The 25,320-nt window shown below is 70.6% G+C and carries 19 protein-coding genes; 6 read left to right on the top strand and 13 right to left on the bottom strand.

Translation table 11 applies throughout. The features are described from left to right. Genes zwf through pgl form a run of 3 tightly spaced genes read left to right on the top strand, consistent with a single transcriptional unit; the run spans position 1 to position 3,475 of the window. Entirely contained in the window at positions 1 to 1,524 is a 1,524-nt protein-coding gene (gene zwf / locus AQJ54_RS11810) for a glucose-6-phosphate dehydrogenase (protein WP_030318659.1), read from the top strand. Beyond that, positions 1,521 to 2,696 carry a glucose-6-phosphate dehydrogenase assembly protein OpcA gene (gene opcA, locus AQJ54_RS11805; RefSeq protein ID WP_062236681.1) on the top strand — a complete coding sequence of 392 codons (1,176 nt, stop codon included), beginning with the start codon at positions 1,521 to 1,523 and terminating at the stop codon, positions 2,694 to 2,696. Before zwf ends, opcA begins: the two co-directional genes overlap by 4 nt. Then, positions 2,693 to 3,475 carry a 6-phosphogluconolactonase gene (gene pgl / locus AQJ54_RS11800; protein ID WP_062236679.1) on the top strand — a complete coding sequence of 261 codons (783 nt, stop codon included), beginning with the start codon at positions 2,693 to 2,695 and terminating at the stop codon, positions 3,473 to 3,475. The genes opcA and pgl overlap by 4 nt, the downstream gene beginning before the upstream one ends. Before the next feature lie 110 nt (positions 3,476 to 3,585). Here pgl and pgi read toward each other — a convergent pair whose 3' ends face one another. The 12 genes from pgi to AQJ54_RS44940 form a co-directional block, all read right to left on the bottom strand. Further along, on the bottom strand, positions 3,586 to 5,241 hold the full coding sequence (gene pgi, locus AQJ54_RS11795) for a glucose-6-phosphate isomerase (RefSeq protein WP_062236678.1): 1,656 nt from the start codon (positions 5,239 to 5,241) through the stop codon (positions 3,586 to 3,588). Between the two features lie 251 nt (positions 5,242 to 5,492). Next, on the bottom strand, positions 5,493 to 5,828 hold the full coding sequence (locus tag AQJ54_RS11790) for an RNA polymerase-binding protein RbpA (RefSeq protein ID WP_003976875.1): 336 nt from the start codon (positions 5,826 to 5,828) through the stop codon (positions 5,493 to 5,495). Between the two features lie 215 nt (positions 5,829 to 6,043). Continuing rightward, on the bottom strand, positions 6,044 to 6,274 hold the full coding sequence (gene secG, locus AQJ54_RS11785) for a preprotein translocase subunit SecG (RefSeq protein WP_020137612.1): 231 nt from the start codon (positions 6,272 to 6,274) through the stop codon (positions 6,044 to 6,046). A gap of 103 nt (positions 6,275 to 6,377) precedes the next feature. After that, positions 6,378 to 7,154, bottom strand: coding sequence for a triose-phosphate isomerase (gene tpiA, locus AQJ54_RS11780; protein WP_030318671.1), 777 nt, complete (start codon positions 7,152 to 7,154; stop codon positions 6,378 to 6,380). 6 nt (positions 7,155 to 7,160) lie between these two features. Next, positions 7,161 to 8,372, bottom strand: coding sequence for a phosphoglycerate kinase (locus AQJ54_RS11775; RefSeq protein ID WP_062024476.1), 1,212 nt, complete (start codon positions 8,370 to 8,372; stop codon positions 7,161 to 7,163). A 125-nt stretch (positions 8,373 to 8,497) separates the two neighbouring features. Further along, positions 8,498 to 9,505 carry a type I glyceraldehyde-3-phosphate dehydrogenase gene (gene gap, locus AQJ54_RS11770; RefSeq protein ID WP_030318674.1) on the bottom strand — a complete coding sequence of 336 codons (1,008 nt, stop codon included), beginning with the start codon at positions 9,503 to 9,505 and terminating at the stop codon, positions 8,498 to 8,500. Positions 9,506 to 9,718: 213 nt separating this feature from the next. Further along, positions 9,719 to 12,670, bottom strand: a complete 2,952-nt coding sequence (locus AQJ54_RS11765; protein WP_062236676.1) for a M14 family metallopeptidase — start codon at positions 12,668 to 12,670, stop codon at positions 9,719 to 9,721. A gap of 145 nt (positions 12,671 to 12,815) precedes the next feature. Next, the gene (gene whiA, locus AQJ54_RS11760) at positions 12,816 to 13,805 is read right to left on the bottom strand and encodes a DNA-binding protein WhiA (RefSeq protein ID WP_020120074.1); all 990 of its coding nucleotides are present in this window, start codon (positions 13,803 to 13,805) and stop codon (positions 12,816 to 12,818) included. Beyond that, positions 13,796 to 14,863 (bottom strand): gluconeogenesis factor YvcK family protein, encoded by a 1,068-nt coding sequence (locus tag AQJ54_RS11755; protein WP_062024480.1) that lies wholly within the window; start codon positions 14,861 to 14,863, stop codon positions 13,796 to 13,798. The genes whiA and AQJ54_RS11755 overlap by 10 nt, the downstream gene beginning before the upstream one ends. Beyond that, positions 14,860 to 15,819, bottom strand: a complete 960-nt coding sequence (gene rapZ, locus AQJ54_RS11750; RefSeq protein ID WP_028809639.1) for an RNase adapter RapZ — start codon at positions 15,817 to 15,819, stop codon at positions 14,860 to 14,862. The genes AQJ54_RS11755 and rapZ overlap by 4 nt, the downstream gene beginning before the upstream one ends. Next, a complete protein-coding gene (gene uvrC, locus AQJ54_RS11745; RefSeq protein ID WP_062236674.1) occupies positions 15,816 to 17,915 on the bottom strand; it encodes an excinuclease ABC subunit UvrC in 2,100 nt (699 codons plus the stop codon). Before uvrC ends, rapZ begins: the two co-directional genes overlap by 4 nt. A gap of 98 nt (positions 17,916 to 18,013) precedes the next feature. Then, positions 18,014 to 18,391 carry a hypothetical protein gene (locus AQJ54_RS44940; protein WP_062236672.1) on the bottom strand — a complete coding sequence of 126 codons (378 nt, stop codon included), beginning with the start codon at positions 18,389 to 18,391 and terminating at the stop codon, positions 18,014 to 18,016. Between the two features lie 328 nt (positions 18,392 to 18,719). On the opposite strand from AQJ54_RS44940, the gene AQJ54_RS11735 reads away from it, so the two are divergent. From AQJ54_RS11735 to AQJ54_RS11725, 3 genes are all read left to right on the top strand, one after another. Beyond that, positions 18,720 to 19,676 carry a hypothetical protein gene (locus AQJ54_RS11735; RefSeq protein ID WP_062024487.1) on the top strand — a complete coding sequence of 319 codons (957 nt, stop codon included), beginning with the start codon at positions 18,720 to 18,722 and terminating at the stop codon, positions 19,674 to 19,676. Positions 19,677 to 19,961: 285 nt separating this feature from the next. Next, positions 19,962 to 21,098, top strand: a complete 1,137-nt coding sequence (locus AQJ54_RS11730; RefSeq protein ID WP_062236668.1) for a LacI family DNA-binding transcriptional regulator — start codon at positions 19,962 to 19,964, stop codon at positions 21,096 to 21,098. Continuing rightward, entirely contained in the window at positions 21,095 to 22,006 is a 912-nt protein-coding gene (locus AQJ54_RS11725; RefSeq protein WP_062236665.1) for a carbohydrate kinase family protein, read from the top strand. Before AQJ54_RS11730 ends, AQJ54_RS11725 begins: the two co-directional genes overlap by 4 nt. Before the next feature lie 114 nt (positions 22,007 to 22,120). On the opposite strand, the gene uvrA is transcribed toward AQJ54_RS11725, so the two are convergent. Next, entirely contained in the window at positions 22,121 to 25,189 is a 3,069-nt protein-coding gene (gene uvrA / locus AQJ54_RS11720; protein WP_062236661.1) for an excinuclease ABC subunit UvrA, read from the bottom strand. Positions 25,190 to 25,320: the final 131 nt, after the last annotated feature.

Genomic DNA, 25,320 nt, shown 5'->3' with positions numbered 1-25,320 from the left:
TTGTCGAGCAGCAATCCGCTGCGTGACCCCGCCGACCGACGGCTCCCGCGTATCGCGGGGCCGTCGGGCCTGGTCATCTTCGGCGTCACGGGCGATTTGTCACGAAAGAAGCTCATGCCCGCCGTGTACGACCTCGCGAACCGGGGTCTGCTGCCGCCGGGCTTCTCGCTGGTCGGCTTCGCCCGGCGGGACTGGGAGCACGAGGACTTCGCCGAGGTCGTCCACGACGCCGTCAAGGAGCACGCCCGCACGCCGTTCCGCGAGGAGGTCTGGCAGCAGCTCATCCAGGGGATGCGCTTCGTCCAGGGCACCTTCGACGACGACGAGTCGTTCGAGCGGCTGCGCGACACCATCGAGGAACTCGACAAGGCGCAGGGCACCGGCGGCAACTTCGCCTTCTACCTGTCCGTGCCGCCGTCCGCCTTCCCCGTGGTCATCCAGCAGCTGAAGAAGCACCGGCTGGCGGACCAGTCGAACGGCTCCTGGCGGCGCGCGGTCATCGAGAAGCCCTTCGGCCACGACCTGAAGTCGGCCGAGGACCTCAACACGACCGTCGAGGAGGTCTTCGCCCCGGACCAGGTCTTCCGGATCGACCACTACCTGGGCAAGGAGACCGTCCAGAACATCCTGGCGCTGCGCTTCGCCAACACGATGTTCGAGCCGATCTGGAACCGGTCCTTCGTGGACCACGTGCAGATCACGATGGCCGAGGACATCGGCATCGGCGGCCGGGCCGGGTACTACGACGGCATCGGCGCCGCCCGTGACGTCATCCAGAACCACCTGCTCCAGCTGATGGCGCTGACCGCCATGGAGGAGCCCGCCTCCTTCGACGCGGACGCGCTGGCCGCCGAGAAGACCAAGGTGCTCGGTGCGGTGAAGCTGCCGAAGGACCTGGGCCGGGACACCGTGCGCGGACAGTACGCGGAGGGCTGGCAGGGCGGCGAGAAGGCGGTCGGCTACCTCCAGGAGGAGGGCATCGACCCCAACTCCAAGACCGACACCTACGCGGCCATCAAGGTGGAGATCGACAATCGCCGCTGGGCCGGGGTGCCGTTCTACCTGCGCACCGGCAAGCGGCTCGGCCGCCGGGTCACCGAGATCGCGGTGGTCTTCCAGCGGGCCCCGCACTCCCCCTTCGACACGACGGCCACCGAGGAGCTCGGCTCCAACGCGATCGTCATCCGCGTCCAGCCCGACGAGGGCGTCACCGTCCGCTTCGGCTCCAAGGTGCCGGGCACCTCGATGGAGATCCGGGACGTGTCCATGGACTTCGCCTACGGCGAGTCGTTCACGGAGTCCTCGCCCGAGGCGTACGAGCGGCTGATCCTCGACGTGCTGCTCGGCGACTCCAACCTCTTCCCCCGTACGGAGGAGGTCGAGCTGTCCTGGAAGATCCTCGACCCGATCGAGGAGTACTGGGACAAGCACGGCAGGCCCGCCCAGTACCCCTCGGGGACCTGGGGCCCGGTCGAGGCGGACGAAATGCTCGCACGAGAGGGACGGAGCTGGCGCCGGCCATGAAGACAGACCTCACGGACACCACCGCCAGCAAGATCAACAAGGCGCTGGTCAAGGGCCGTCGGGCCATAGGGACGCCGGCCGTCGGCATGGTGCTCACGCTCGTCATCGTGACGGACGAGGAGAACGCCTACGACGCCCTGAAGGCCGCCAACGACGCGTCCCGCGAGCACCCCTCGCGCACGCTGGTGGTCATCAAGCGGGTGTCGCGGAGTCCCCGTGACCGCACCCAGTCCCGCCTCGACGCCGAGGTCCGGGTCGGGGCGGACGCGGGCACCGGCGAGACGGTGGTGCTGCGTCTGTACGGCGAGGTGGCCGACCACGCCCAGTCGGTCGTCCTGCCGCTGCTGCTGCCGGACGCGCCGGTCGTCGTGTGGTGGCCGGTGGACGCCCCGCTCGACCCGGCCGGGGACCCGCTGGGCGCGCTCGCCCAGCGCCGGGTCACCGACACCTACTCCTCCGAACAGCCGGTGCGTGAGCTGACGGCCCGCGCCGGGACCTACAAGCCCGGCGACACCGACCTGTCCTGGACCCGGATCACGCCCTGGCGCTCGATGCTGGCGGCGGCTCTGGACCAGGTCAGCGTCGAGGTCAAGGCCGTCGAGGTGGAGGGCGAGGAGTACAACCCGAGCTGCGAGCTGCTCGCCATGTGGCTCGCCGACCGTCTCGACGTGCCGGTACGGCGTTCGCTGTCCTCCGGGCCCGGGCTGACCGCGGTCCGCATGGAGACCAGCCACGGTCCCATCACCCTGGACCGGGCCGACGGCTCCCTGGCCACGCTGTCCATCGACGGCCAGCCCGACCGTGCGGTGGCGCTCAAGCGCCGGGAAACGGCCGAGCTGATCGCGGAGGAGCTGCGCAGGCTGGACCCGGACGACACGTACGCGTCCGCCCTGCGGTTCGGGGTGCACCGGCTGAACGTGTCGAACGGGCACGCGGACACGGTGGAGAAGCCCAAGGAGCCGGAGCAGCCGGAGGAGCCGGTTGCGGCTTCCCTGGAGACTTCCCCGGACGTCGAGGCCGCCTCGGACGTCGAGGGTGCCCCGGAGGGACCGTCGGCCAAAGGAGAACCGGCCGACGGCGAGGCTCCTGCACAAGCTCCCGCACCGGAAGCGGCGCAGCCGCCGGCGCTGAAGCCGGTCCCCTCCGGCCTGTCCGGGAAGGCGGCGAAGTGAGCACTCCGCAGCTGGTCGTGCACCACGACAAGGAGCTGATGGCCCAGGCCGCCGCGGCCCGGCTGATCACGAAGATCGTGGACGCGCAGGCCTCCCGGGGCTCGGCGTCGGTGGTCCTCACGGGCGGCCGCAACGGCAACGGCCTGCTGGCCGCCCTGGCCGCGGCGCCCGCCCGGGACGCCGTCGACTGGGGCCGCCTCGACCTGTGGTGGGGCGACGAGCGCTTCCTGCCCGAGGGCGACCCGGAGCGCAACGACACGCAGGCCCGCGAGGCCCTGCTGGACGCCGTCCCGCTGGACCCGAAGCGCGTGCACACCATGCCCGCGTCGGACGGCCCGCACGGCGACGACGTCGAGGCCGCGGCGGCTTCCTACGCCGAGGAGCTGGCCCGTGCGGCCGGGCCGGAGAACCACGGCGCCGTCCCCACCTTCGACGTCCTGATGCTGGGCGTCGGCCCGGACACGCATGTGGCGTCCCTGTTCCCGGAGCTGCCCGCGGTGCGGGAGACCGAGCGCACGGTCGTCGGGGTGCACGGTGCCCCGAAGCCGCCGCCGACGCGGGTGACGCTGACCCTGCCGGCGATCCGCGCGGCCCGCGAGGTCTGGCTGCTCGCGGCCGGCGAGGACAAGGCGCAGGCCGCGGCGATCGCCCTGTCCGGCGCGGGCGAGATCCAGGCCCCGGCGGCGGGAGCACGCGGCCGGGCCCGCACCCTGTGGCTGCTGGACTCGACGGCGGCGTCCCAGCTGCCCCGGTCGCTGTATCCGGCGGCTTTGTCGTAACGCCGGTCCTGTGCACTGCAGTCGACGCCGGGTCTCTCTCAGGAGAGACCCGGCGTCCTTGTGACGTCCGGCAAGTCGAGTGCCACGGACGATCCGCCCGCAGGGGTGTTCTACTGCCGCCCCCGCAACTCCCGGTACGCAGCCACCAGCGCCTCGGTCGACGCGTCAAGCCCCGGCACCTTCGCGCCCTCCGTGAGCGCCGGTTCGACCCGCTTGGCGAGGACCTTGCCGAGTTCGACGCCCCACTGGTCGAAGGAGTCGATGTTCCAGACCGCGCCCTGGACGAACACCTTGTGCTCGTACAGGGCGATGAGCTGGCCGAGGACCGACGGAGTCAGCTCGCGGGCCAGGATCGTCGTGGTCGGGTGGTTGCCCCGGAACGTCTTGTGCGGGACCAGTTCCTCGGGCACGCCCTCCGCACGGACCTCGTCCGGCGTCTTGCCGAAGGCCAGCGCCTGGGTCTGGGCGAAGAAGTTCGCCATCAACAGGTCGTGCTGCGCGGCGAGTTCGTCGCTCAGCTCGTCCACGGGGCGCGCGAAGCCGATGAAGTCGGCCGGGATGAGCTTCGTGCCCTGGTGGATCAACTGGTAGTAGGCGTGCTGCCCGTTGGTACCAGGCGTGCCCCACACCACCGGGCCGGTCTGCCATTCGACGGGCTGCCCGTCCCGGCCCACGTACTTGCCGTTGGACTCCATGTCCAGCTGCTGCAAGTACGCCGTGAACTTGGACAGATAGTGGCTGTACGGCAACACCGCGTGCGACTGGGCGTCATGGAAGTTGCCGTACCAGATGCCCAGCAGCCCGAGGAGCAGCGGGACGTTGGTCTCTGCGGGGGCGGTCCGGAAGTGCTCGTCGACGAGCCGGAAGCCGTCGAGCATCTCCCGGAAGCGGTCCGGGCCGATGGCGATCATCAGCGACAGGCCGATCGCCGAGTCGTAGGAGTAGCGGCCACCGACCCAGTCCCAGAACTCGAACATGTTGTCCGGGTCGATGCCGAAGTCCGACACCTTCCGGGCGTTGGTCGACAGCGCCACGAAGTGCTGCGCGACGGCCTCCTGCCCCGCCTTCAGCTCGCCGAGCAGCCAGGACCGGGCCGAGGTGGCGTTGGTGATCGTCTCGATGGTGGTGAAGGTCTTGGAGGCGATGACGAACAGCGTCTCGGCCGCGTCCAGGTCACGGGTCGCCTCGTGCAGGTCGGCGCCGTCGACGTTGGACACGAAGCGGACGGTGAGGTCGCGGTCGGTGAAGGCCCGCAGCACCTCGTAGGCCATCGCGGGGCCGAGGTCGGAGCCGCCGATGCCGATGTTGACGACGTTCTTGATCCGCTTGCCGGTGTGGCCGGTCCACTCGCCGGAGCGGACCCGGTGCGCGAAGTCGCTCATCTTGTCCAGCACCGCGTGCACACGGGGCACGACGTTCTCGCCGTCGACCTCGATCACCGCGTCGCGCGGGGCCCGCAGCGCGGTGTGCAGGACCGCCCGGTCCTCGGTGGTGTTGATCCGCTCACCGCGGAACATGGCGTCCCGCAGGCCGAACACGTCGGTGGCGGAAGCGAGTTCGCGCAGCAGCCGCAGGGTCTCGTCGGTGACCAGGTGCTTGGAGAAGTCGACGTACAGGTCCCCGACCCGCAGGGTGTACCCGGTGCCGCGCCCCGGGTCGGCGGCGAACAGTTCCCTGAGCCGCACCTCGCCGAGCGCCTCGCGGTGCTCGGTCAGCGCGGTCCACTCGGGCGTCCGGTTGAGCCTGCTACGGCCGTCTGCGTTCATGTCCGACTTCAGCCTTCTTTCGTGCCTGTCCCAGCTGTGCCAACCTGGTTGATCGACGCGGGACGCGAGCCGTGACGACTGCGGCGCCGACCGCACCCACAGATACGTGCGCGAGGAGCGCGGGTATCAGCGAGACGGCGAAAGCAACGGACAGGCCGAGCTGCGGAACGGACAGGCCGAGCTGGAGAACAGCTCAAGCCGTGAAACACCTCCGGCCAGACCCCCCTCGGTGTCCGGCCGGCACTCGACTCCTAGATCTCGCCCCGCAGCTTGGCGAGCGCCTCGGCGAGGATCGCCTCGCCGTCCGCGTCGCTGCGCCGCTCCCGTACGTACGCGAGGTGCGTCTTGTACGGCTCGGTGCGCGGCGGGTCCGGCGGGTTGTCCCGGTCCTGTCCTGCGGGGAAGCCGCAGCGCGGGCAGTCCCAGGTTTCGGGGACCTGCGCGTCGCTGGCGAAGCTGGGCTGCGTCTCATGCCCGTTGGAGCACCAGAAGGAGATGCGCAGCCGGGGCGCGGACTCGCCCCGCTCGGCCTCGCCCATCGGCCCCGCCCCGACCCGGCTACCTCGGATCGCGTTGCCACTTGCCACGGTCGTAACTCCCTGCGTGATGGTGCCGCGAAGCGAGTCGGCGTTGTCGCTTCGTTGCGAGCGCCTCAGTCTACGTAAGGCCCAACGCGCGTCCAGTGGTTGGAGTTACAGCCCCCACACCTAGACGCAAGCCCCATGATAGGCCGCGCTCAGGTGCGCGTACCGAACGTGGGGCCTTACGTGCGGAATGTACGTGCTGTGTGTGGCCTGGCCGCTCAGCTGTTCGTCTTCATGAGCAGACCGAGCACGATGATGCACGCGAACCACAGCAGACCGATCACCACGGTGATGCGGTCGAGGTTGCGCTCGGCGACCGAGGAGCCACCGACGGACGACTGCATGCCGCCACCGAACATGTCGGAGAGGCCGCCGCCCTTCCCCTTGTGCATCAGCACCAGCAGCATCAGCAGCCCGCTGAAGACGATCAGGGCGATCGAGAACCCCAAAACCACGGCTGGACCAACTCTCTCGGATTCGGATGAACGACGGGGGCACGGCCGTCAGGGCCATGCCCCCGCAAGAGTACGACGGATCGCCGCTACGGCCTACTCACTGGTCCCGGAAGCGCACGATCTTGACGAACTCATCGGCGTCCAGGGAGGCACCGCCGACCAGGGCGCCGTCGATGTCGGCCTGCGCCATGATCTCCGCGACGTTGCCGGCCTTGACGGAGCCGCCGTACTGGATGCGGACCTGGTCGGCCAGTTCCTGGGTGTACAGCTCGGCGATCTTGCCGCGGATGGCGGCGCAGACCTCCTGGGCGTCCTCGGCGCCGCAGACCTTGCCGGTGCCGATGGCCCAGACGGGCTCGTAGGCGATGACGACGGACTCGGCCTGCTCGGCCGGGAGGTCCTTCAGACCGCCCTCGACCTGGGCGAGGGTGTGCGAGACGTGGTTGCCCGCCTCGCGGACCTCCAGCTCCTCGCCGACGCACAGGATCGGGGTGAGGCCGTGCTTGTAGGCGGCCTTGACCTTGGCGTTGACGATCTCGTCGGTCTCGGCGTGGTACTGGCGGCGCTCGGAGTGGCCGATCGCCACGTACGTGCACTTCAGCTTGGCCAGCATCGAGCCGGAGATCTCGCCGGTGTAGGCGCCGGAGTCGTGCGCCGAGAGGTCCTGGGCGCCGTACTTGATCTTGAGCTTGTCGCCGTCGACCAGGGTCTGCACGGAGCGCAGGTCGGTGAAGGGCGGCAGGACGGCGACCTCGACGGCCTCGTAGTCCTTGTCCGCGAGGGCGAAGGCGAGCTTCTGGACGTGCGCGATGGCCTCGAGGTGGTTGAGGTTCATCTTCCAGTTACCCGCCATGATCGGCGTGCGAGTGGTCATGCGGGGTCAGTCCTCCAGTGCGGCGAGGCCGGGGAGCGTCTTGCCCTCGAGGTATTCGAGGGAGGCGCCGCCACCGGTCGAGATGTGTCCGAACGCGTTCTCGTCGAAGCCCAGGATGCGGACGGCCGCGGCGGAGTCGCCACCGCCGACGACCGTGAAGGCCTGGGAGTCGAGGAGGGCCTGGGCGACCGCCTTGGTGCCCTCGGCGAATTCGGGGTGCTCGAAGACGCCCATCGGGCCGTTCCAGAAGACGGTGGCGGCGTCGGTGATCTTCGAGGCGTACAGCTTGCCGGAGGCCGGACCGATGTCCAGGCCCATCCGGTCGGCCGGGATGGCGTCCGCGGCGACGGTGGTGGCGTCGGCCGGGGCCTTGGTCTTCAGGTCCGGGAAGGCCGGGGCGACCACGGCGTCGACCGGCAGGACCAGCTCGACGCCGGTCTTCTCGGCGCGCTCGATGTACTCCAGGACCGCCGGGATCTGGTCCTCCTGGAGCAGGGAGGCGCCGACCTCGTGGCCCTTGGCCTTGAGGAAGGTGAAGGCCATGCCGCCGCCGATGAGGATGCGGTCGGCCTTGCCGAGCAGCTCGTCGATGACGGCGAGCTTGTCGGAGACCTTGGCGCCGCCGAGCACGACCACGTAGGGCCGCTTGACGTCGTCGGTGAGCTTCTTCAGGACGCCGACCTCGGTGGCGATGAGGTAGCCGGCGTAGTGCGGCAGCCGGGCCGGCAGGTCGTACACCGAGGCGTGCTTACGGTGCACCGCGCCGAAGCCGTCGCCGACGTAGACGTCCGCGAGGGCGGCCAGCTGGTCCGCGAACTCGCCGCGCTCGGTGTCGTCCTTGGAGGTCTCGCCCGCGTTGAAGCGCAGGTTCTCGATCACGGCGACCTGGCCGGGCTGGAGGCCGTTCACGGCATCGTGCGCGGCGGGGCCGACGGTGTCCTGGGCGAAGGCCACGGGGGCGCCCAGGAGTTCGCCGAGCCGCTCGGCGGCGGGAAGCAGCGAGAAGGCCGGGTCCGGCGCGCCCTTGGGGCGGCCGAGGTGCGAGGCCACGACCACCTTGGCGCCCGCGTCCACGAGGGCCTTGACGGTGGGCAGGACGGCACGGATGCGGCCGTCGTCGGTGATGAGGCCGTCGGCGAGCGGCACGTTGAGGTCGGCGCGGACGAAGACCCGCTTGCCGTCCACGCCGTCGGCGATGAGTTCGTCGATCGTCTTCATGAGGGAACTCCTGGTGAGGGTGCTCTGATCGTACGAGGGCGGTTCTGCACGTGAGTCAGGGCCCGGGCGGCGCGTCCCTGCGCGGCCCGGGCCCTGCTCTCACATCGAGGTGCCTGCTCTGTGGATCAGAGCTGGTTGCCGACGAAGACCGTGAGGTCGACGAGGCGGTTGGAGTAACCCCACTCGTTGTCGTACCAGCCGAGGATCTTCACGGACTTGCCCTCCTGGACCATGGTCAGGGAGGAGTCGAAGGTGCAGGACGACGGGTCGCTGACGATGTCGGAGGACACGATCGGGTCCTCCGTGTACGACAGGTAGCCCTGGAGCTCGCCCTCGGACGCCTTCTTGAACGCGGCGTTGACCTCGTCCTTGGTGACCTCGCGCTCCAGCTCCACGACCAGGTCGGTGGCGGAACCGGTGGGGACCGGGACGCGCATCGCGATGCCGTCGAGCTTGCCCTTGAGCTGCGGGAGGACCAGCGCGGTGGCCTTGGCGGCACCCGTGGTGGTCGGGATGATGTTCTCCGCGGCGGCGCGGGCGCGGCGCAGGTCGGAGTGCGGGAAGTCCAGGATGCGCTGGTCGTTCGTGTACGCGTGGACCGTGGTCATCAGACCCTTGACGATGCCGAAGTTCTCGTCGAGGACCTTGGCCATCGGCGCCACACAGTTGGTGGTGCAGGAGGCGTTGGAGATGACGTGGTGGTTGGCCGCGTCGTACTTGTTCTCGTTGACGCCCATCACGATGGTGATGTCCTCGTCCTTGGCCGGAGCCGAGATGAGGACCTTCTTGGCGCCGCCGGCGATGTGCTTCTCGGCGTCGGCCTTCTTCGTGAAGATGCCGGTGGACTCGACGACGATGTCGACGCCCAGCTCGCCCCACGGAATGTCGGCCGGGTTGCGCTCGGACAGCACCTTGATGGTGTGACCGTCGACGGTGATCGTGTCGGCGGTGTGCGACACCTCGGCCTTGAGCCGGCCCAGGATGGTGTCGTACTTCAGCAGGTGCGCGGTGGTCGCGGTGTCACCCAGGTCGTTGACAGCCACGATCTCGATGTCAGCACCCTGCTCCAGCAGCGCGCGGAAGTAGTTACGACCGATGCGGCCAAAGCCGTTGATGCCTACGCGGATCGTCACGAACCGATCTCCTCGTTGGTACGCCGGTTTCGAGACCGGCGAGCTGTATGGGATGTCCCCGACCACCCCCGACCCTACCTCCCTGAGGCTTTCGGGGTGACATCGAGATGCCGCATAAAAGGGCAGGCGGTCCGTACCCGCCAGTAGGGGTACGGACCGCCCCGGATCGAGAACTCCGGTCACCCGGAACGACTACACCGGGTCACCACGGGTTCACCCGCCGACGGCGGCGAGTGCCTTGCGGATCAGGGCCGTGCGGTCGGCCGCCGCGGTGACGTGCTCCAGGCCGAAGCCCAGCAACACCGTGTCGTCCGTGGTGACCGCGCCGTACGTCTTGAACAGCTCTCCGGTCCGGCCCCAGTCCTTGACGACCGCGGGGCTGCCCGCGGGCGGTCCGGGCACGCTCCAGGCGCCGAGCGAGGTCTCGAAGCCCTCGGTCTCGACGGCCTGCCCGCCGACGACCACGGAGGTGTTGTCGAGCAGCACACCGCGACCGCCGGAGCCGGGGTCGGTGATGTAGCTGAAGGACACCTCGACCTTCTTGCCCGCGTAGGCGGAGAGGTCGAAGGAGACCTCCTGCCAGCCGGCCGAGGCCCCGGTGAGGCTGTTCCACTGGCCGCTGGTGCCGGTGGGGGTGCAGCCGGCGGCGGTCTGCGTCAGGTACCGCTTGAGCGCGGGGTGGGCCGCGATGAAGAAGCCGGCCTCGCACTCGGCGGGCACCGCGGTGCTGGTGGCGCCGTTCTTCTCGGGGAGGGTGGTCCAGTCGTCGGCCCCGGCGGTGTGCGCCTCCAGGACGGCGTGGTCGTAGCCCTCCTCGGTGTCCCACAGCATCCGGGTGCGCAGCGTGGGCGCCTGCGCGGCGGTCACCTGGGTGAGGTCGACGGTGCGGGTCAGACGGTTCCAGGCGTAGTCGCTGTGCGTGACGGCCGCCATGGACGAGCCCTCGTACGGTCCGTACGGGTTGGGCGTGCCGGGGTAGCTGCCCGCTCCCGCGCTCGCGAACTGCGGGAAGGTCGCCGCCGGCAGGTTGTCCGAGGTGACGCTGAAGGAGCCGGCCGCGTCCAGCGGGTTGCCGGGCGCGGCGCCGAGGGTCCCGGAGGCTCCGGCGAGCTTGCCGGTGCCCTGGAAGGCGGTGGCGTTCGGCAGGGTCGTACGGGTGTAGGCGCCCAGGTAGTACTGGCTGAAGTCGTTGGACAGCGTGCCGCCGCCCAGGTCGACGCTGCCGCCTGCCCGCTCGCCCGCCTCGATCAGCTTGCCGCCCTCGTTGAGGAACGCGCGCAGCTGGAGCTGGGTGGCGTTGCCCGGGACGGTCGCGCCCGTGTAGTGCACGACCGACCTGAAGTGGTCCAGTACGCCGAGCGCGTCGGGCGCGCCCTGGGTGCCGACGTTCCAGACGATCGCCTGACGGCCGGCCGCCTTGAGCGCGTCGACGTACGTCCGCGCCTGTGTGGCGGTCGCGCCCTCCTCGGCGACCACGAGCACGTCCGCGCGGGGCCGCTGCGCGACCGTGTACGTGAAGTGCGTGCTGGAGGTGGACTTCCCGCTCCTGTCGCGGCCGGTGAACCAGACCTCGACCTTGTCGCCCGGCCTGGCGTCCTCGACCTTGGCCCGGTACTCGTCGAAGTAGAGGTTGTCCTCGCCGCCGTAGGTCTCGCCGCCCTTCCAGGCCCTGAGGTCCCGGTCGTGCGTACGGCCGCCGTTGACGCGGTACTTGAGCTCCTTGTCGCGCACGGACCTGCGGACGGTGACGGAGACCTCCTGGTCGGCGCCGCGCGCGTAGGACGTGGTGAACGGCTTCGGGGTGAAGTCGGCGGCCTTGAGGCCGAGCGAGGACTTCGGCTGGTCCGGCTTGGCGGCCGACTCGGCGACGGAGAGCGCGAACGGGATGTTCTTCTGGAACTCCTGCTGGATCAGCTTCTCGTCGTCCGGGAAGTTGAACACCGACTGGCAGTCGGCCGCGTTCCACTGGTCGTTGGGGTCGAGGTCCGAGGCGGTCTGGCAGGTCGACATCTCGGGGGTGAACATGGCCAGGCCGTTGACGTTCGACGCGTGGCCGTCCGCCTCGCCGTTGGTGGTGTACAGCTCCGAGGAGACCTGCGGACGGTAGCCGGGGATCGCCGAGTTGTCCGGGGTGCCGGCGAGCGCCTTGTACATGATGTCGTCGGGCGTGTCGGTGGCCACCTGCCAGCCGACCCCGTAGAGGAGGAGCTCGGCGGCGGAGTGGTAGTTGATGCCGTAGGTGAAGCCGATCCGCTTCTCGAAGGCGTCCAGCGCCTTGGTCTCGGGCTCGGAGCCCGGGGCCGTGCCGCGGTAGGTCTCACTGGTGGGGTTGGGCGACGAACCCTCGTTGTCGTAGCCCCACTTGTAGGAGAAGTTGCGGTTGAGGTCGACACCGTCGCCGACGCCGATGACGCCGTCGCCGTTGTTGTCGTGCAGGTTCTTGCGCCACAGCCGGTTGTCGGGGCTCTGGAAGGTGTAGTCGTAGCCGTCGGGGTTGGCCGACAGGACGAACCACAGCTCGGTGGAGTCGACGATCTTCTTCAGCCGCTTGTCGGTCCGGTAGCCGTCCACGTAGTAGTGCAGCAGCCGCCGGGTCATCTCCGGCGTGATCCACTCGCGCGCGTGCTGGTTGGACATGTAGAGGACGGAGGGCTTGGCGCCGTCCTTGGACTTCTTCGCGTCCTTGGTCAGCTTGAGCGCGAGGATGTCCTGGCCGTTCACGGTCTTGCCGATGGAGACGACCTTGGTGAGGGCGGGATTGGCCCGGGCCGTGGCGAGGAGTTCCTCCTTGAGCCCGCCGCTGCCGCTGTACGGCCGGAACACGCCCTCGGCGGCCTTCTCGACCCGCGCCTCGGCCTTGGCGGTCAGGGTGTGCTCGGTGAGCTCGACACCCTTCTTCTCGAGCTTCTCCGCCTCCTGGTCGGTGAGGTAGACCTCGACGGTCGCGGTGCCCTTCGCGGGCACCTGCTCGCTCAGTTCGTGGCCGTCCTGGCCGGCCGCCAGCAGCAGGGGTACCTGCGCGCTGGTCACCTCGGCCCGGAAGACCTTGACTTCGTTCGGATCAGGAGAAGCGGCGCTCTCCGCGGCCTGGGCGACGGGCACGAGGCCCGCGCCGCCGAGGAGGAGTGCGCCAACAGCGAGGATCGGTCTCGCTCTACGTCTCATGAGCCCCCCTTGCGGTGGTCCGCCACAGCGGCGAACAGATGCCAGGCTCATGACACTTCATGATCCAGTCAAGGGCGCCTCACGGATACGCAAACGCCGGTGCTGTCACTCAAGTGGGTGACGGCACCGGCGTGCTGAAGGTCTGTCAGCCGACGAGGTTGTCGGCCATCTCCTCGGTGATGCTGGACTCCGTGCCCGGGATGCCCAGGTCGGAGGCGCGCTTGTCGGCCATCGCAAGGAGCCGTCGGATACGGCCGGCCACGGCGTCCTTGGTCAGCGGCGGGTCGGCGAGCGCCCCCAGCTCCTCCAGGGAGGCCTGCTTGTGGTCCATCCGCAGCCGCCCCGCGGCGGCGAGGTGCTCGGGCACGTCGTCGGCGAGGATCTCCAGGGCTCGCTGGACCCGGGCCCCCGCGGCGACGGCCGCGCGCGCCGAGCGGCGCAGGTTGGCGTCGTCGAAGTTGGCGAGCCGGTTGGCCGTGGCCCGCACCTCGCGCCGCATCCGGCGCTCCTCCCAGGCGAGCACCGACTCGTGGGCGCCGAGGCGGGTGAGCAGCGCGCCGATCGCGTCGCCGTCGCGGACGACGACCCGGTCGACCCCGCGGACCTCGCGGGCCTTGGCGGCGATCGAGAGCCGTCGGGCGGCGCCGACCAGCGCGAGCGCGGCCTCCGGGCCCGGGCAGGTCACCTCCAGGGAGGAGGAGCGACCGGGCTCGGTGAGCGAGCCGTGCGCCAGGAAGGCCCCGCGCCAGGCGGCCTCGGCGTCACAGGTGGCGCCGGAGACGACCTGCGGGGGCAGCCCCCGGATCGGCCGGCCGCGGCCGTCGACCAGGCCGGTCTGCCGGGCCAGCTGGTCACCGCCGGCCACGACCCGCACGACGTACCGCGAGCCGCGGCGCAGTCCGCCCGGGGCCATCACGATCAGCTCCGAGCTGTGGCCGAAGATCTCCAGGATGTCCCGCTTGAGCCGGCGGGCCGCCATCGCGGTGTCCAGCTCGGCCTCGATCACAATGCGCCCGCTCACCAGGTGAAGGCCGCCGGCGAACCGCAGGATGGCGGAGACCTCCGCCTTTCTGCAGCAGGTACGGGTGACGGGGAGCCGGGAGATCTCGTCCTTCACCGCTGCCGTCATCGCCATGGGCCGATCCTTCCATGCATCCGAAAAATACGGTCGTACGCGGCGGCCAACAGCTCCGGGTCGTGCCTCGGGGTTCCGTCGGGCCGGGCCACCGGGGCCAGCTCGACCGCGGCGCCGAACCGCTCGGCGGCATCGGTCAGGGAGTCGCGGTCGGGCACGGCGGCCTGGTCGGCCAGCACCACGTCCAGGGCGAGTTTAGGGGCGTGTCGTCCCAAAACCTCCAAATGACGCTGCGGGGAGAAGCCATCGGTTTCTCCCGGCTGCGGGGCGAGGTTCAGGGAGAGTACCCGGCGCGCCTTCGTCTGGGTGAGCGCGTCCAGCAGTTCGGGCACGAGCAGGTGCGGGATCACCGAGGAGAACCACGAGCCAGGGCCGAGGACCACCCAGTCCGCGTCCCGGACCGCCTCCACCGCCTCGGGCACCGCCGGCGGGTCGTGCGGCACGACGTGCACCGACTGCACCTCGCCCGGGGTCAGGGCCACCGTCGCCTGCCCCCGCACGGTCTCCACGTCCTCGGGCCGCTCCGGATCATGCCCCTTGACCAGGGCCTGGAGCTCCAGGGGCACCGCGGACATGGGCAGCACCCGGCCATGGGCGCCCAGCAGCCTGCCGACCAGGTCGAGCGCCTGGACGTGGTCGCCGAGCTGCTCCCACAGGGCGACGATCAGCAGGTTGCCGACCGCGTGTTCGTGCAGGTCGCCCTTGGACTGGAAGCGGTGCTGGATGACCCGGGCCCAGGTCTGGCCCCAGTCGTCGTCGCCGCACAGCGCGGCCAGCGCCTTGCGCAGGTCGCCGGGCGGCAGCACGCCCAGCTCGTCGCGCAGCCGTCCGCTGGAGCCGCCGTCGTCGGCCACGGTGACGACGGCGGTGAGGTCGCCGGTGATCCGGCGCAGGGCGGCGAGCGAGGCGGACAGGCCCATGCCCCCGCCGAGCGCCACCACCTTGGGCTGGGTACCGCGCCGCCGGGGCCGCGCGCCGCGGGTCTCCACGGACCGGGACGCCCGGCCTTCGGGAACCGCCCGTCGCAGCCTGCTCAGCCGCGGAGTGCGTGCGGTCATTCCCGTCCCATGTCCCGGTGCACGACCACCGTCTCCACGCCTTCGGCCGCGAGACGCGCGGCGAGCTTCTCCGAGGTGGCGACCGAGCGGTGCTTGCCGCCGGTGCAGCCGATGGCGATCGTCACGTACCGCTTGCCCTCACGGCGGTAGCCGGCCGCGATCAGGCGCAGCAGCTCGGCGTAGCGGTCGAGGAACTCCTTGGCGCCGGGCTGGTTGAAGACGTACGCCGACACCTCCTCGTTGAGGCCGGTGAAGGGCCGCAGCTCCGGGACCCAGTGCGGGTTGGGCAGGAACCGCATGTCCGCGACCAGGTCGGCGTCGACCGGCAGGCCGTACTTGAAGCCGAACGACATGACGGTGGCCCGCAGCTCCGGCTCCTCCTCACCGGCGAACTGGGCGTCCATCTTGGCGCGCAGTTCGTGGACGTTGAGGCTGGAGGTGTCGATGACCAGGTCGGCGTCGCCGCGCAGCTCGCGCAGCAGCTCACGCTCGGCGTCGATGCCGTCGACGATGCGGCCGTCGCCCTGGAGGGGGTGCGGGCGGCGCACGGACTCGAAGCGGCGCACCAGGGCCTCGTCGGAGGACTCCAGGAAGACGATCCGGCGGGTGACGTGCTTGGACTCCAGGTCGGCGAGGGACTCGCGGAGGTTGTCGAAGAAGCGCCGGCCGCGGACGTCGACGACCACCGCGATCCGGGCGACGTTGCCCTGGGAGCGGGCGCCGAGCTCCACCATGGTGGGGATCAGCGCGGGCGGGAGGTTGTCGACGACGAACCAGCCGAGGTCCTCCAGACACTTGGCGGCGGTGGAGCGGCCGGCGCCGGACATGCCGGAGATGATCACCAGCTCGGGGATGGCGGCCTCCGGGACTCCGGAGGTGTCGTGGGGTGCGCCCGTGCTCACCTGGGTGTCGTCTCCGCTCTGGTGCTGTGGTTCTTCGTGCTCGTTCACATTCATGTCTCCTGCCCCCGTCGTTCGTCCGGGGCGCCCGCCGACACGGGATCCCCACCGGAACCCGTGGTACCGGGTTCCTCCTCGTCCATGATCTCTCCAGTCGCCGTGTTGACGGCGGGCGCGGCCGGGGCCGCCTGGGCGAGGGCCACGGCGATCGTCTCGGCCGTCTTGCGGCCTATGCCGGGGACCTCGCAGATCTGGTCGATGGTGGCGGATCGTAGTTTCTTCAAGGACCCGAAATGTTTCAGGAGGGCCTGCTTGCGTGTGTCCCCGAGGCCGGGGACGTCGTCGAGCGGGCTCGACCGGAAGCGCTGGGCCCGCTTGGTGCGCTGGTAGGTGATGGCGAAGCGGTGGGCCTCGTCACGCACCCGCTGGAGAAGGTACAGCCCTTCACTGGTGCGGGGCAGCACGATCGGGTCCTCGTCGTCGGGCAGCCACACCTCCTCCAGGCGCTTGGCGAGGCCGCAGACGGCGATGTCGTCGATGCCGAGCTCGTCCAGTGCCCGCTTCGCCGCGGCGACCTGGGGCCGGCCGCCGTCGACCACGACGAGCTGGGGCGGGTAGGCGAACTTCCTGGGGCGGCCGTCGTCGTCCTTGAGGCCGCCGTCTGGGGCGTCCGGGGCGCCGGTCGGGACGTCCCTGCCGGAGGCGTCCTTGAACGCGGCCTGCGAGGCGTCGTCGACCCACTCGCCGGTCTTCTCCTTCTCGGCGAGGTAGCGGCGGAACCGGCGGGAGATCACCTCGTGCATGGACCGCACGTCGTCCTGTCCCGCGAATCCCTTGATCTGGAAACGGCGGTACTCGCTCTTGCGCTGGAGGCCGTCCTCGAAGACAACCATGGAGGCGACCACGTCGTCGCCCTGGAGGTGGGAGATGTCGTAGCACTCGATCCGCAGGGGGGCGCTGTCCAGGTCGAGGGCCTCGGCGATCTCCTCCAGGGCACGCGAGCGCGTGGTGAGGTCGGAGGCGCGCTTGGTCTTGTGGAGGACGAGAGCCTGCTGGGCGTTGCGCTGCACGGTCTCCATCAGGGCCTTCTTGTCGCCGCGCTGCGGGATGCGCAGCGAGACGCCCGACCCGCGGCGTTCGGCGAGCCATTCCTGGACCGGCTCCACCGGCTCGGGCAGGGCGGGGACCAGGACCTCCTTGGGGACCGCGTCGCCCTTCTCCTCGCCGTAGAGCTGCTGGAGGGCGTGTTCGACGAGGGCTCCGGTGGTGATCTCCTCGACCTTGTCGGTGACCCAGCCGCGCTGGCCGCGCACGCGTCCGCCGCGGACGTGGAAGATCTGGACGGCCGCCTCCAGCTCGTCCTCGGCGACCGCGATCAGGTCGGCGTCGGTGGCGTCGGCGAGCACGACCGCGCTCTTCTCCATGGCCTTCTTCAGGGCCCCGATGTCGTCGCGCAGCCGGGCCGCCCGCTCGTACTCCATCTCCTCGGCCGCGTCCGCCATCCGCTGCTCCAGGCGGCGGATGTAGGTGCCGGTGCGGCCGGCCATGAAGTCGCAGAAGTCCTCGGCGAGGTCGCGGTGCTCGTCGGCCGAGACGCGGCCCACGCAGGGCGCCGAGCACTTGCCGATGTAGCCGAGGAGGCAGGGGCGTCCGGTGCGGGCGGCGTTCTTGAAGACGCCGGCGGAGCAGGTGCGGACGGGGAAGACACGCAGCAGGAGGTCGACGGTGTCGCGGATCGCCCACGCGTGTCCGTAGGGCCCGAAGTACCTGACGCCCTTGCGTTTCTGGCCGCGCATCACCTGGACGCGGGGGAACTCCTCGTTCATCGTCACCGCGAGGTACGGGTAGCTCTTGTCGTCGCGGTACTTGACGTTGAACCGGGGGTCGAACTCCTTGATCCAGGAGTACTCCAGCTGGAGGGCCTCGACCTCCGTGGACACCACCGTCCACTCCACGGACGCGGCGGTGGTCACCATCGTGCGGGTGCGGGGGTGCAGGCTCGCCAGGTCCTGGAAGTAGTTCGCCAGGCGCTGGCGCAGGCTCTTCGCCTTTCCGACGTAGATCACCCGGCGGTGCTCGTCGCGGAACCTGTACACCCCGGGGGTGTCCGGGATCTCCCCTGGTTTGGGGCGGTAGCTGGAGGGGTCGGCCATGTCTCACACCCTACTGGCGAGGGCTGACACTCCGACGAGCCTGTGGACAAGCACGAGCCTGTGGACAACCCCCGGTCTCCGGCTCAGCGCTGGCCGCGTCAGCGCTCGACGCGCCAGGGGACGTCCGGCGGCGGAACCCCCGCCTCCACCACACCGGCGACGACGCGCAGGGCATGGGCGAGCGGCACGGTGTGCTCGTCCGGGTACTCGTCCCACTGCCCGTTCGCGAGCACGTAGCCGCCGCTGCTCCCCCGGGCGCCGGGGTCGACCACGTGCTGCCCGGGGTCGTCCTCGTCGTCGAGGAGGGTGACGTGGGCGCGCTCCGTGTTGGTCACGAGGGCGAGCGCACGTCCTTCGGAGCTGCCCAGCCAGGTCTCCAGGAGTCCGGCCGCGATCCGTCGCCGGAGCAGGTCGAGCGCCTCCGCCGCGCTCAGGGGAAGCGCGCTGTCGCCGTCCAGCCACCAGGTCTCCGCCATGCGGCCGACCCTCTCATGTGAACCTCTCACCCCTGACACCGGACGGCGCCGGCGAGGCCCCTGGAGACTGGGCGGAGGAGCCGTACACCGTCCGGACACAGACCGTCGGCCATCCGGAACGGGCCGCCAACCGGCCGGGAGTGCGCGGTCGTTGGGCGGCAGGTGTTGTCGGGACCAGGCCAACACGCTTCAATGCGGGGGAACTCGGGACCGGGAACAGCGGCGTACGGATGTGAAGCCTCCCCCGGCACAGCCCCCAACGGCCCCGGCACACCCCTCTTTGGAACGGCCTGACCAGCCGCCCGGACCTGTACAGAAAGGCCCCTGCATGCCGCACGCCACACAGCACGCGGACGTCGCGACCGTCGTCGACGCGGAACTGGACACGGCCCTGCGAGGCGGCCCCTTCCATGTCGCGCTGCGCGCCGCGATCGCCGCACGGGGGCTGCCGCTCCAGCGCGTCCAGCACCATCTGTCGCGCCACGGGGTCAAGGTCGGTGTGACCAGTCTGAGTTACTGGCAGCAGGGCGCCCGGCGCCCGCAGCGCCCCGAGTCGCTACGGGCCGTCCGCGCGCTGGAGGAGATCCTCCAGCTGCCGGAGGAGTCGCTGATCCGGCTGCTCGCCGAGTACGACGACCGGCCGGCCGCGGAGCGTTCCGCGACCCGCTCCTACCGCTCCCTCCTCGCGGCCTCGGACGTGCTCGGACAACTGCTGGACGAGCTGGACTCGCCGCACGACGGCGGGCTGCACACCCTCGGCCACCACGAGCGGATCGACATAGGGCCCCGTCGCGAGCTGCGCGGCCTGGAGTCGCACCACATCGTGCGGGCCCACCGCGAGGGCGTCGACCGCTTCATGGCCGTCCACCACGGCGACCCGGGATGCGCGCCGGAGCGCATGACCGTGCACGCCCTGGAGAACTGCCGTACGGGGCGGGTGCGCCGGCACCACGAGACCGGGGTGCTGGTGGCCGAGCTGCTCCTGGACGCCCGGCTGCGGGCCGGTGACACCTTCCTGTTCCGCTACCGCGTCGAGGACGGCACGGGCGGGGTGTCGCGCGAGTACGTCCGCGGCTTCGGCTCGCCCGGCGGCCAGTACGCGCTCCAGGTCCGGTTCGACGAGAACGCGCTGCCGGTGCGCTGCCACCGCTTCACCCAGCACTCCCCCGCGGCGCCCCGCAGCAGCCGCCAGGAACTGGCGCTCACCGGCCACCACCACTCGGTCCACCTCGTCGAGCCGCGGGTGCGGTCGGGGGTCGTGGGGATCGGGTGGGACTGGGAGTGAGGGCCCCGGTGTCGGGCCGGTGATCCGCCCTCGGGCCGGTGATCCGAGGCCCGGAGACCCTAAGTCGGCTGGCGACCCGAAGTCGGCCGGTGACCCGAAGTCGGCCGGTGACCCGAAGTCGGCCGGTGACCCGAGGTCGGCCAGCGACTCGAAGTCATCCGGTGACTCGACGTAAACGCTTGCGTAAGCGTTTACGTGCGTCGCTGGATGGGATACCTTCCCGGCCGTGGGGGCACCGTCCGGGAGGCCCCCGATCCGGGAAGCCGCCTGTCCGGGAGGGGCTCGATGCCGACCATGGCCGACGTGGCACGCACTGCGGGCGTGTCGGTGGCGACCGTCTCGCACGTCCTCAACGGCACCCGGCCGGTCCTGCCCCACACCCGGCAGGCCGTGCTCGACGCGGTGGACGAGCTCGGGTACACCCCCAACACCCTGGCCCGCTCCCTGGTGACCTCCCGCACCCGCTCCATCGGGCTCGCGGTGTCGGCGATCAGCAACCCGTACTTCACGGAGATCCTCCAGGGCGTGGAGGCGGGCGCCCTCGAACACGGCTACAGCCTGCTCATCGCCGATCCCCACGACGACCCCGAGCACGAGCGCAAGGTCGTCCAGCTGCTGCACGAACGGCGCGTGGACGGCATGATCGTCGCGCCCTCCGCGGACCCTCGCGAACTCGTCGCCTACCTCACGCGGCACGAGGTCCCCACGGTGTTCCTGGACCGGGTGGTGGAGGGAGCGGGCGGGGTTGACGGGCCGAGGGATGCCGGCGCCGGCACTGAAGGGCGGGAGACTCCCTCGGGCAGTCCTCGGCGCTTCGACCAGGTGTGCGCCGAGAGCACCCGGCCGATGGCCGAACTGGTCACCCACCTCGCCGGGCTCGGCCACCGGCGCATCGGTCTGGTGGCCGGCCTGCCGGGGCTCAGCACCACCGCCGAACGGATCGCCGGGTACCGGCAGGGCCTCACCGCCTCCGGTCTGCCCTACGACCCCCACCTGATCGTCCACGGCGACTCCGAGTCGGCCGGGGCGGAAGTGGCCACCGCCGCCCTGCTCGCCCTCCCGACGCCGCCCACCGCCCTGGTCACCGCCAACAACACGATGACCATCGGCACCCTGCGCACCCTGCGCGAACGCGGCCTCTCGGTCCCGGACGACCTGGCGCTGTGCTGCTTCGACGACTTCGCCTGGGCGGACCTGTTCGCCCCCCGGCTCACCGCGATCGCCCAGCCCAGCAGGGAGATCGGCACCGAAGCGGTCCGCCTGCTCCTGGGCCGGCTCGCCGCCCCGGACCGCCCCACCCGTACCCTGCGTCTGCCCTGTGCCTTCGTGCACCGCACGTCGTGCGGCTGCGCGGAGACCGGGGAGTACGGCCGCCCTGCGCCACGCTCTCAGTCCTCGCAGTCGAAAGGAACCGTCTCGTGATCGTCGTCGCCGGTGAGGCCCTGATCGATCTGGTACCGCAGGGCAGGGGCGCCCTCGCGAGTCTCAAACCGGCGCTCGGCGGCGGCCCCTACAACACCGCCGTGGCCCTCGGCCGGCTCGGCTCCCCCACGGCGTTCTGCTCCCGCGTCTCGCTCGACGCCTTCGGCGAGGCGCTGCTCGACGGGCTGCGGGAGGCGGGGGTGGACGTGTCCGCCGTCCAGCGCGGGACCGAGCCCACCACGCTCGCCGTCGCCTCGATAGACGACGGCGGCTCGGCCGCCTACTCCTTCTACGTCGACGGCACCGCCGACCGTCTGTTCACGGCCCCCGCCGCACTCCCCTCCGGAACCCGCGCGGTGTCCTTCGGCACCTGCTCGCTCGTCCTGGAACCGGGAGCGAGCGCCTACGAGGAGCTGCTGCGGGCCGCCGCCGCGCAGGGCGTGTTCACCGCGCTCGACCCGAACATCCGGGCCGGGCTGATCCCCGACGCGGACGCGTACCGGGCCCGGTTCAAGAGCTGGCTGCCGTCGGTGTCCCTGCTCAAGCTCTCCGAGGAGGACGCGCTGTGGCTCGGCGGCACCCCCCAGGAATGGCTGGCCGCGGGACCCTCGGCGGTGGTGATCACCCACGGCGGTGACGGGCTGAGCGTGTTCACCCGGGACGGGTCGGCGCTTCCGGTGCCGGGCGAGAAGGTCGACGTCGTGGACACCATCGGCGCCGGCGACACCGTGAACGCGGCGCTGCTGCACGGCCTGGCAGCCATGGACGCCCTCTCTCCGGCGGCGCTCGCCGCACTGCGCGTCGACGACTGGGCCCGGCTGCTGCGTTTCGCGGCCCGCGCGGCGGCGATCACCTGCTCACGAGCGGGCGCGGAGCCGCCGTACGCCGCCGAGGTGGGCGCGCTGTAGACGGAAGAGGCGAGGGAGCTGTGGGCGGAAAGGGCGGCGCCCCGCGGGAGTTCCCGCGGGGCGCCGCCCTTTTGTGTGTCTGCCCGGCCGTGCCGACCGCGGCTGTCCGCCGACTCAGGCCTTGCGGGCCGGGGTCGCCTTCTTCGCGGGCGCGGCCTTCTTGGCGGCTGCCGCCTCGCCGGCCGTCGCCGTCTTCTTCGCGGCTGTCTTCTTGGCCGCGGTCGTCCTGGCCGTCGCCGTCTTCTTGGCCACGGACGCGGTGGCGACCGCCTTCTTCGCCGCGGTCGTCTTCCGGGCTGGTGCCTTGCGCGGGGCCTTCACCGCGGCCCCGTCGCTGATCCGGTCGGCGCCCAGGATCTCCCTCAGGAACTTGCCGGTGTGGCTGGCCGGGACTCCGGCGACCTCCTCCGGGGTGCCCTCGGCGACGACCAGACCGCCGCCCGCGCCGCCCTCGGGGCCCATGTCGACGATCCAGTCGGCCGTCTTGATCACGTCGAGGTTGTGCTCGATGACGATGACGGTGTTGCCCTTGTCGACCAGCCCGGACAGGACCTTCAGCAGCTTGCTGATGTCCTCGAAGTGCAGACCGGTGGTCGGCTCGTCCAGGACGTAGACCGTACGGCCGGTGGAGCGCTTCTGGAGCTCGCTGGCGAGCTTCACGCGCTGCGCCTCGCCGCCGGACAGGGTGGTCGCGGCCTGGCCGAGACGGACGTAGCCGAGACCGACGTCCTTGAGGGTGTTGAGGTGGCGGGCGATCGCCGGGACGGCGTCGAAGAAGTCCGTGGCCTCCTCGATCGGCATGTTCAGGACGTCGGCGATGGACTTGCCCTTGTAGTGGACCTCCAGGGTCTCCCGGTTGTACCGGGCGCCGTGGCAGACCTCGCACGGGACGTAGACGTCCGGGAGGAAGTTCATCTCGATCTTGATGGTGCCGTCGCCCGCGCAGTTCTCGCAGCGGCCGCCCTTGACGTTGAAGGAGAAGCGACCCGGCTGGTAGCCGCGGACCTTCGCCTCGGTGGTCTCGGCGAACAGCTTGCGGACGTGGTCGAAGACGCCGGTGTACGTCGCCGGGTTGGACCGCGGGGTGCGGCCGATGGGCGACTGGTCGACGTGCACGACCTTGTCGACGAGGTCGTCGCCGTCCACGCGCGTGTGCCGGCCCGGGACGCTCCTGGCGCCGTTGAGCTCGCGCGCCAGGTGGGTGTACAGGATGTCGTTGACCAGGGTCGACTTGCCGGAGCCCGAGACACCGGTGACCGCGGTGAACACGCCCAGCGGGAAGGACACGTCGATGTCCTGGAGGTTGTTCTCGCGGGCTCCGTGCACGGTGAGCTGCCGGGACGGGTCGAGGGGCCGGCGGATGTCGGGCAGCGGGATGGCCTTCCGGCCCGAAAGGTACTGGCCGGTCTCGGACTCGGTGTTGGCCAGGAGCTCCTTCAGGGAGCCGCTGTGCACGACCTTGCCGCCGTGCTCGCCCGCGCCGGGGCCGATGTCGACGATCCAGTCGGCGACCTTGATGGTGTCCTCGTCGTGCTCCACGACGATGAGCGTGTTGCCCATGTCCCGCAGCCGGACCAGGGTCTCGATCAGCCGGTGGTTGTCACGCTGGTGCAGACCGATGGACGGCTCGTCGAGGACGTACAGGACGCCGACGAGTCCCGAGCCGATCTGGGTGGCCAGGCGGATGCGCTGGGCCTCGCCGCCGGACAGGGTGCCGGCCGCGCGGTTCAGCGAGAGGTAGTCCAGGCCGACGTCGACCAGGAACTTCAGCCGTTCGTTGACCTCCTTGAGGACCCGCTCGGCGATCTTCTTGTCACGGGCGCTGAGCTTCAGCTCGCCCAGGAAGTCCGCGCAGTCGCTGATGGACATGCCGGAGACCTCGGCGATCGACTTGCCCATGACGGTGACCGCGAGGACGAGAGGCTTGAGGCGGGTGCCCTCACAGGTGGGGCAGGGCACCTCGCGCATGTAGCCCTCGAAGCGCTCCCGGCTGGCGTCGGACTCGGACTCGCTGTGCCGGCGCTTGACGAAGGGCACGGCGCCTTCGAAGGGCGTGGTGTAGACCCGCTCACGGCCGTACCGGTTGCGGTAGCGGACCTCGATCTGCGTCTTGTGGCCGTACAACAGGGCCTTCTTGGCGCGCTGGGGCAGCCCCGCGAAGGGGATGTCGGTGCGGAAGCCCAGGGCGTCCGCGAGGGCGCCGATGAGCCGGCCGAAGTAGTCCTTGGTGTGGCCGTGCGACCAGGGGTGGATCGCGCCCTCGTCGAGGGACTTGTCCTCGTCGGGGACGATCAGTTCCGGGTCGACCTCCATGCGGGTGCCGATGCCGGTGCACTCGGGGCAGGCGCCGAAGGGCGAGTTGAAGGAGAAGGAGCGGGGCTCCAGCTCCTCGAAAGACAGGTCGTCGTACGGGCAGTACAGGTGCTCCGAGAACATGCGCTCGCGCTCGGGGTCGTCCTCGGGGAGGTCGACGAAGTCGAGCACGACCATGCCGCCGGACAGCCCGAGGGCGGTCTCCACGGAGTCGGTGAGGCGGCGCTTGGCGGAGTCCTTCACCGTGAGACGGTCGACGACCACCTCGATGGTGTGCTTCTCCTGCTTCTTCAGCGTGGGCGGGTTGGAGAGCTGGACGGTCTCGCCGTCCACCCGCGCCCGGCTGTACCCCTTGGTCTGGAGGTCGGCGAAGAGGTCGACGAACTCGCCCTTGCGCTCCCGCACCAGCGGCGACAGCACCTGGAAGCGGCTGCCCTCGGGCAGCTCCAGGACCCGGTCGACGATGGCCTGCGGCGACTGGCGCGAGATGGGGCGGCCGCACTCGGGGCAGTGCGGCTTGCCGATGCGCGCGAAGAGCAGACGCAGGTAGTCGTAGACCTCGGTGATGGTGCCGACCGTCGAGCGCGGGTTGCGCGAGGTCGACTTCTGGTCGATGGAGACCGCGGGCGACAGGCCCTCGATGAAGTCGACGTCGGGCTTGTCCATCTGCCCGAGGAACTGGCGGGCGTACGAGGAGAGCGACTCCACGTAGCGCCGCTGACCCTCGGCGAAGATGGTGTCGAAGGCCAGCGAGGACTTGCCCGACCCCGACAGGCCCGTGAAGACGATGAGCGAGTCGCGGGGCAGGTCGAGCGAGACGTTCTTCAGGTTGTGCTCGCGCGCGCCACGGACGATGAGACGGTCGGCCACGCCGGTCCGCACCTTTCTTGGCTTGAGAGGAGTGACAGGGGCGGGGCCCCCGTGCTTTCTCAGACTAGGGGGAGCCACTGACAACGCCGGTCGGATTCCCGGATGGGGAACAACAATCCCCGGCCTTCCAG

The sequence above is a fragment of the Streptomyces griseorubiginosus genome (assembly GCF_001514195.1).
In the GTDB taxonomy this organism is placed as follows: domain Bacteria; phylum Actinomycetota; class Actinomycetes; order Streptomycetales; family Streptomycetaceae; genus Streptomyces; species Streptomyces griseorubiginosus.
This window is presented reverse-complemented; position numbering and strand designations above follow the sequence as displayed.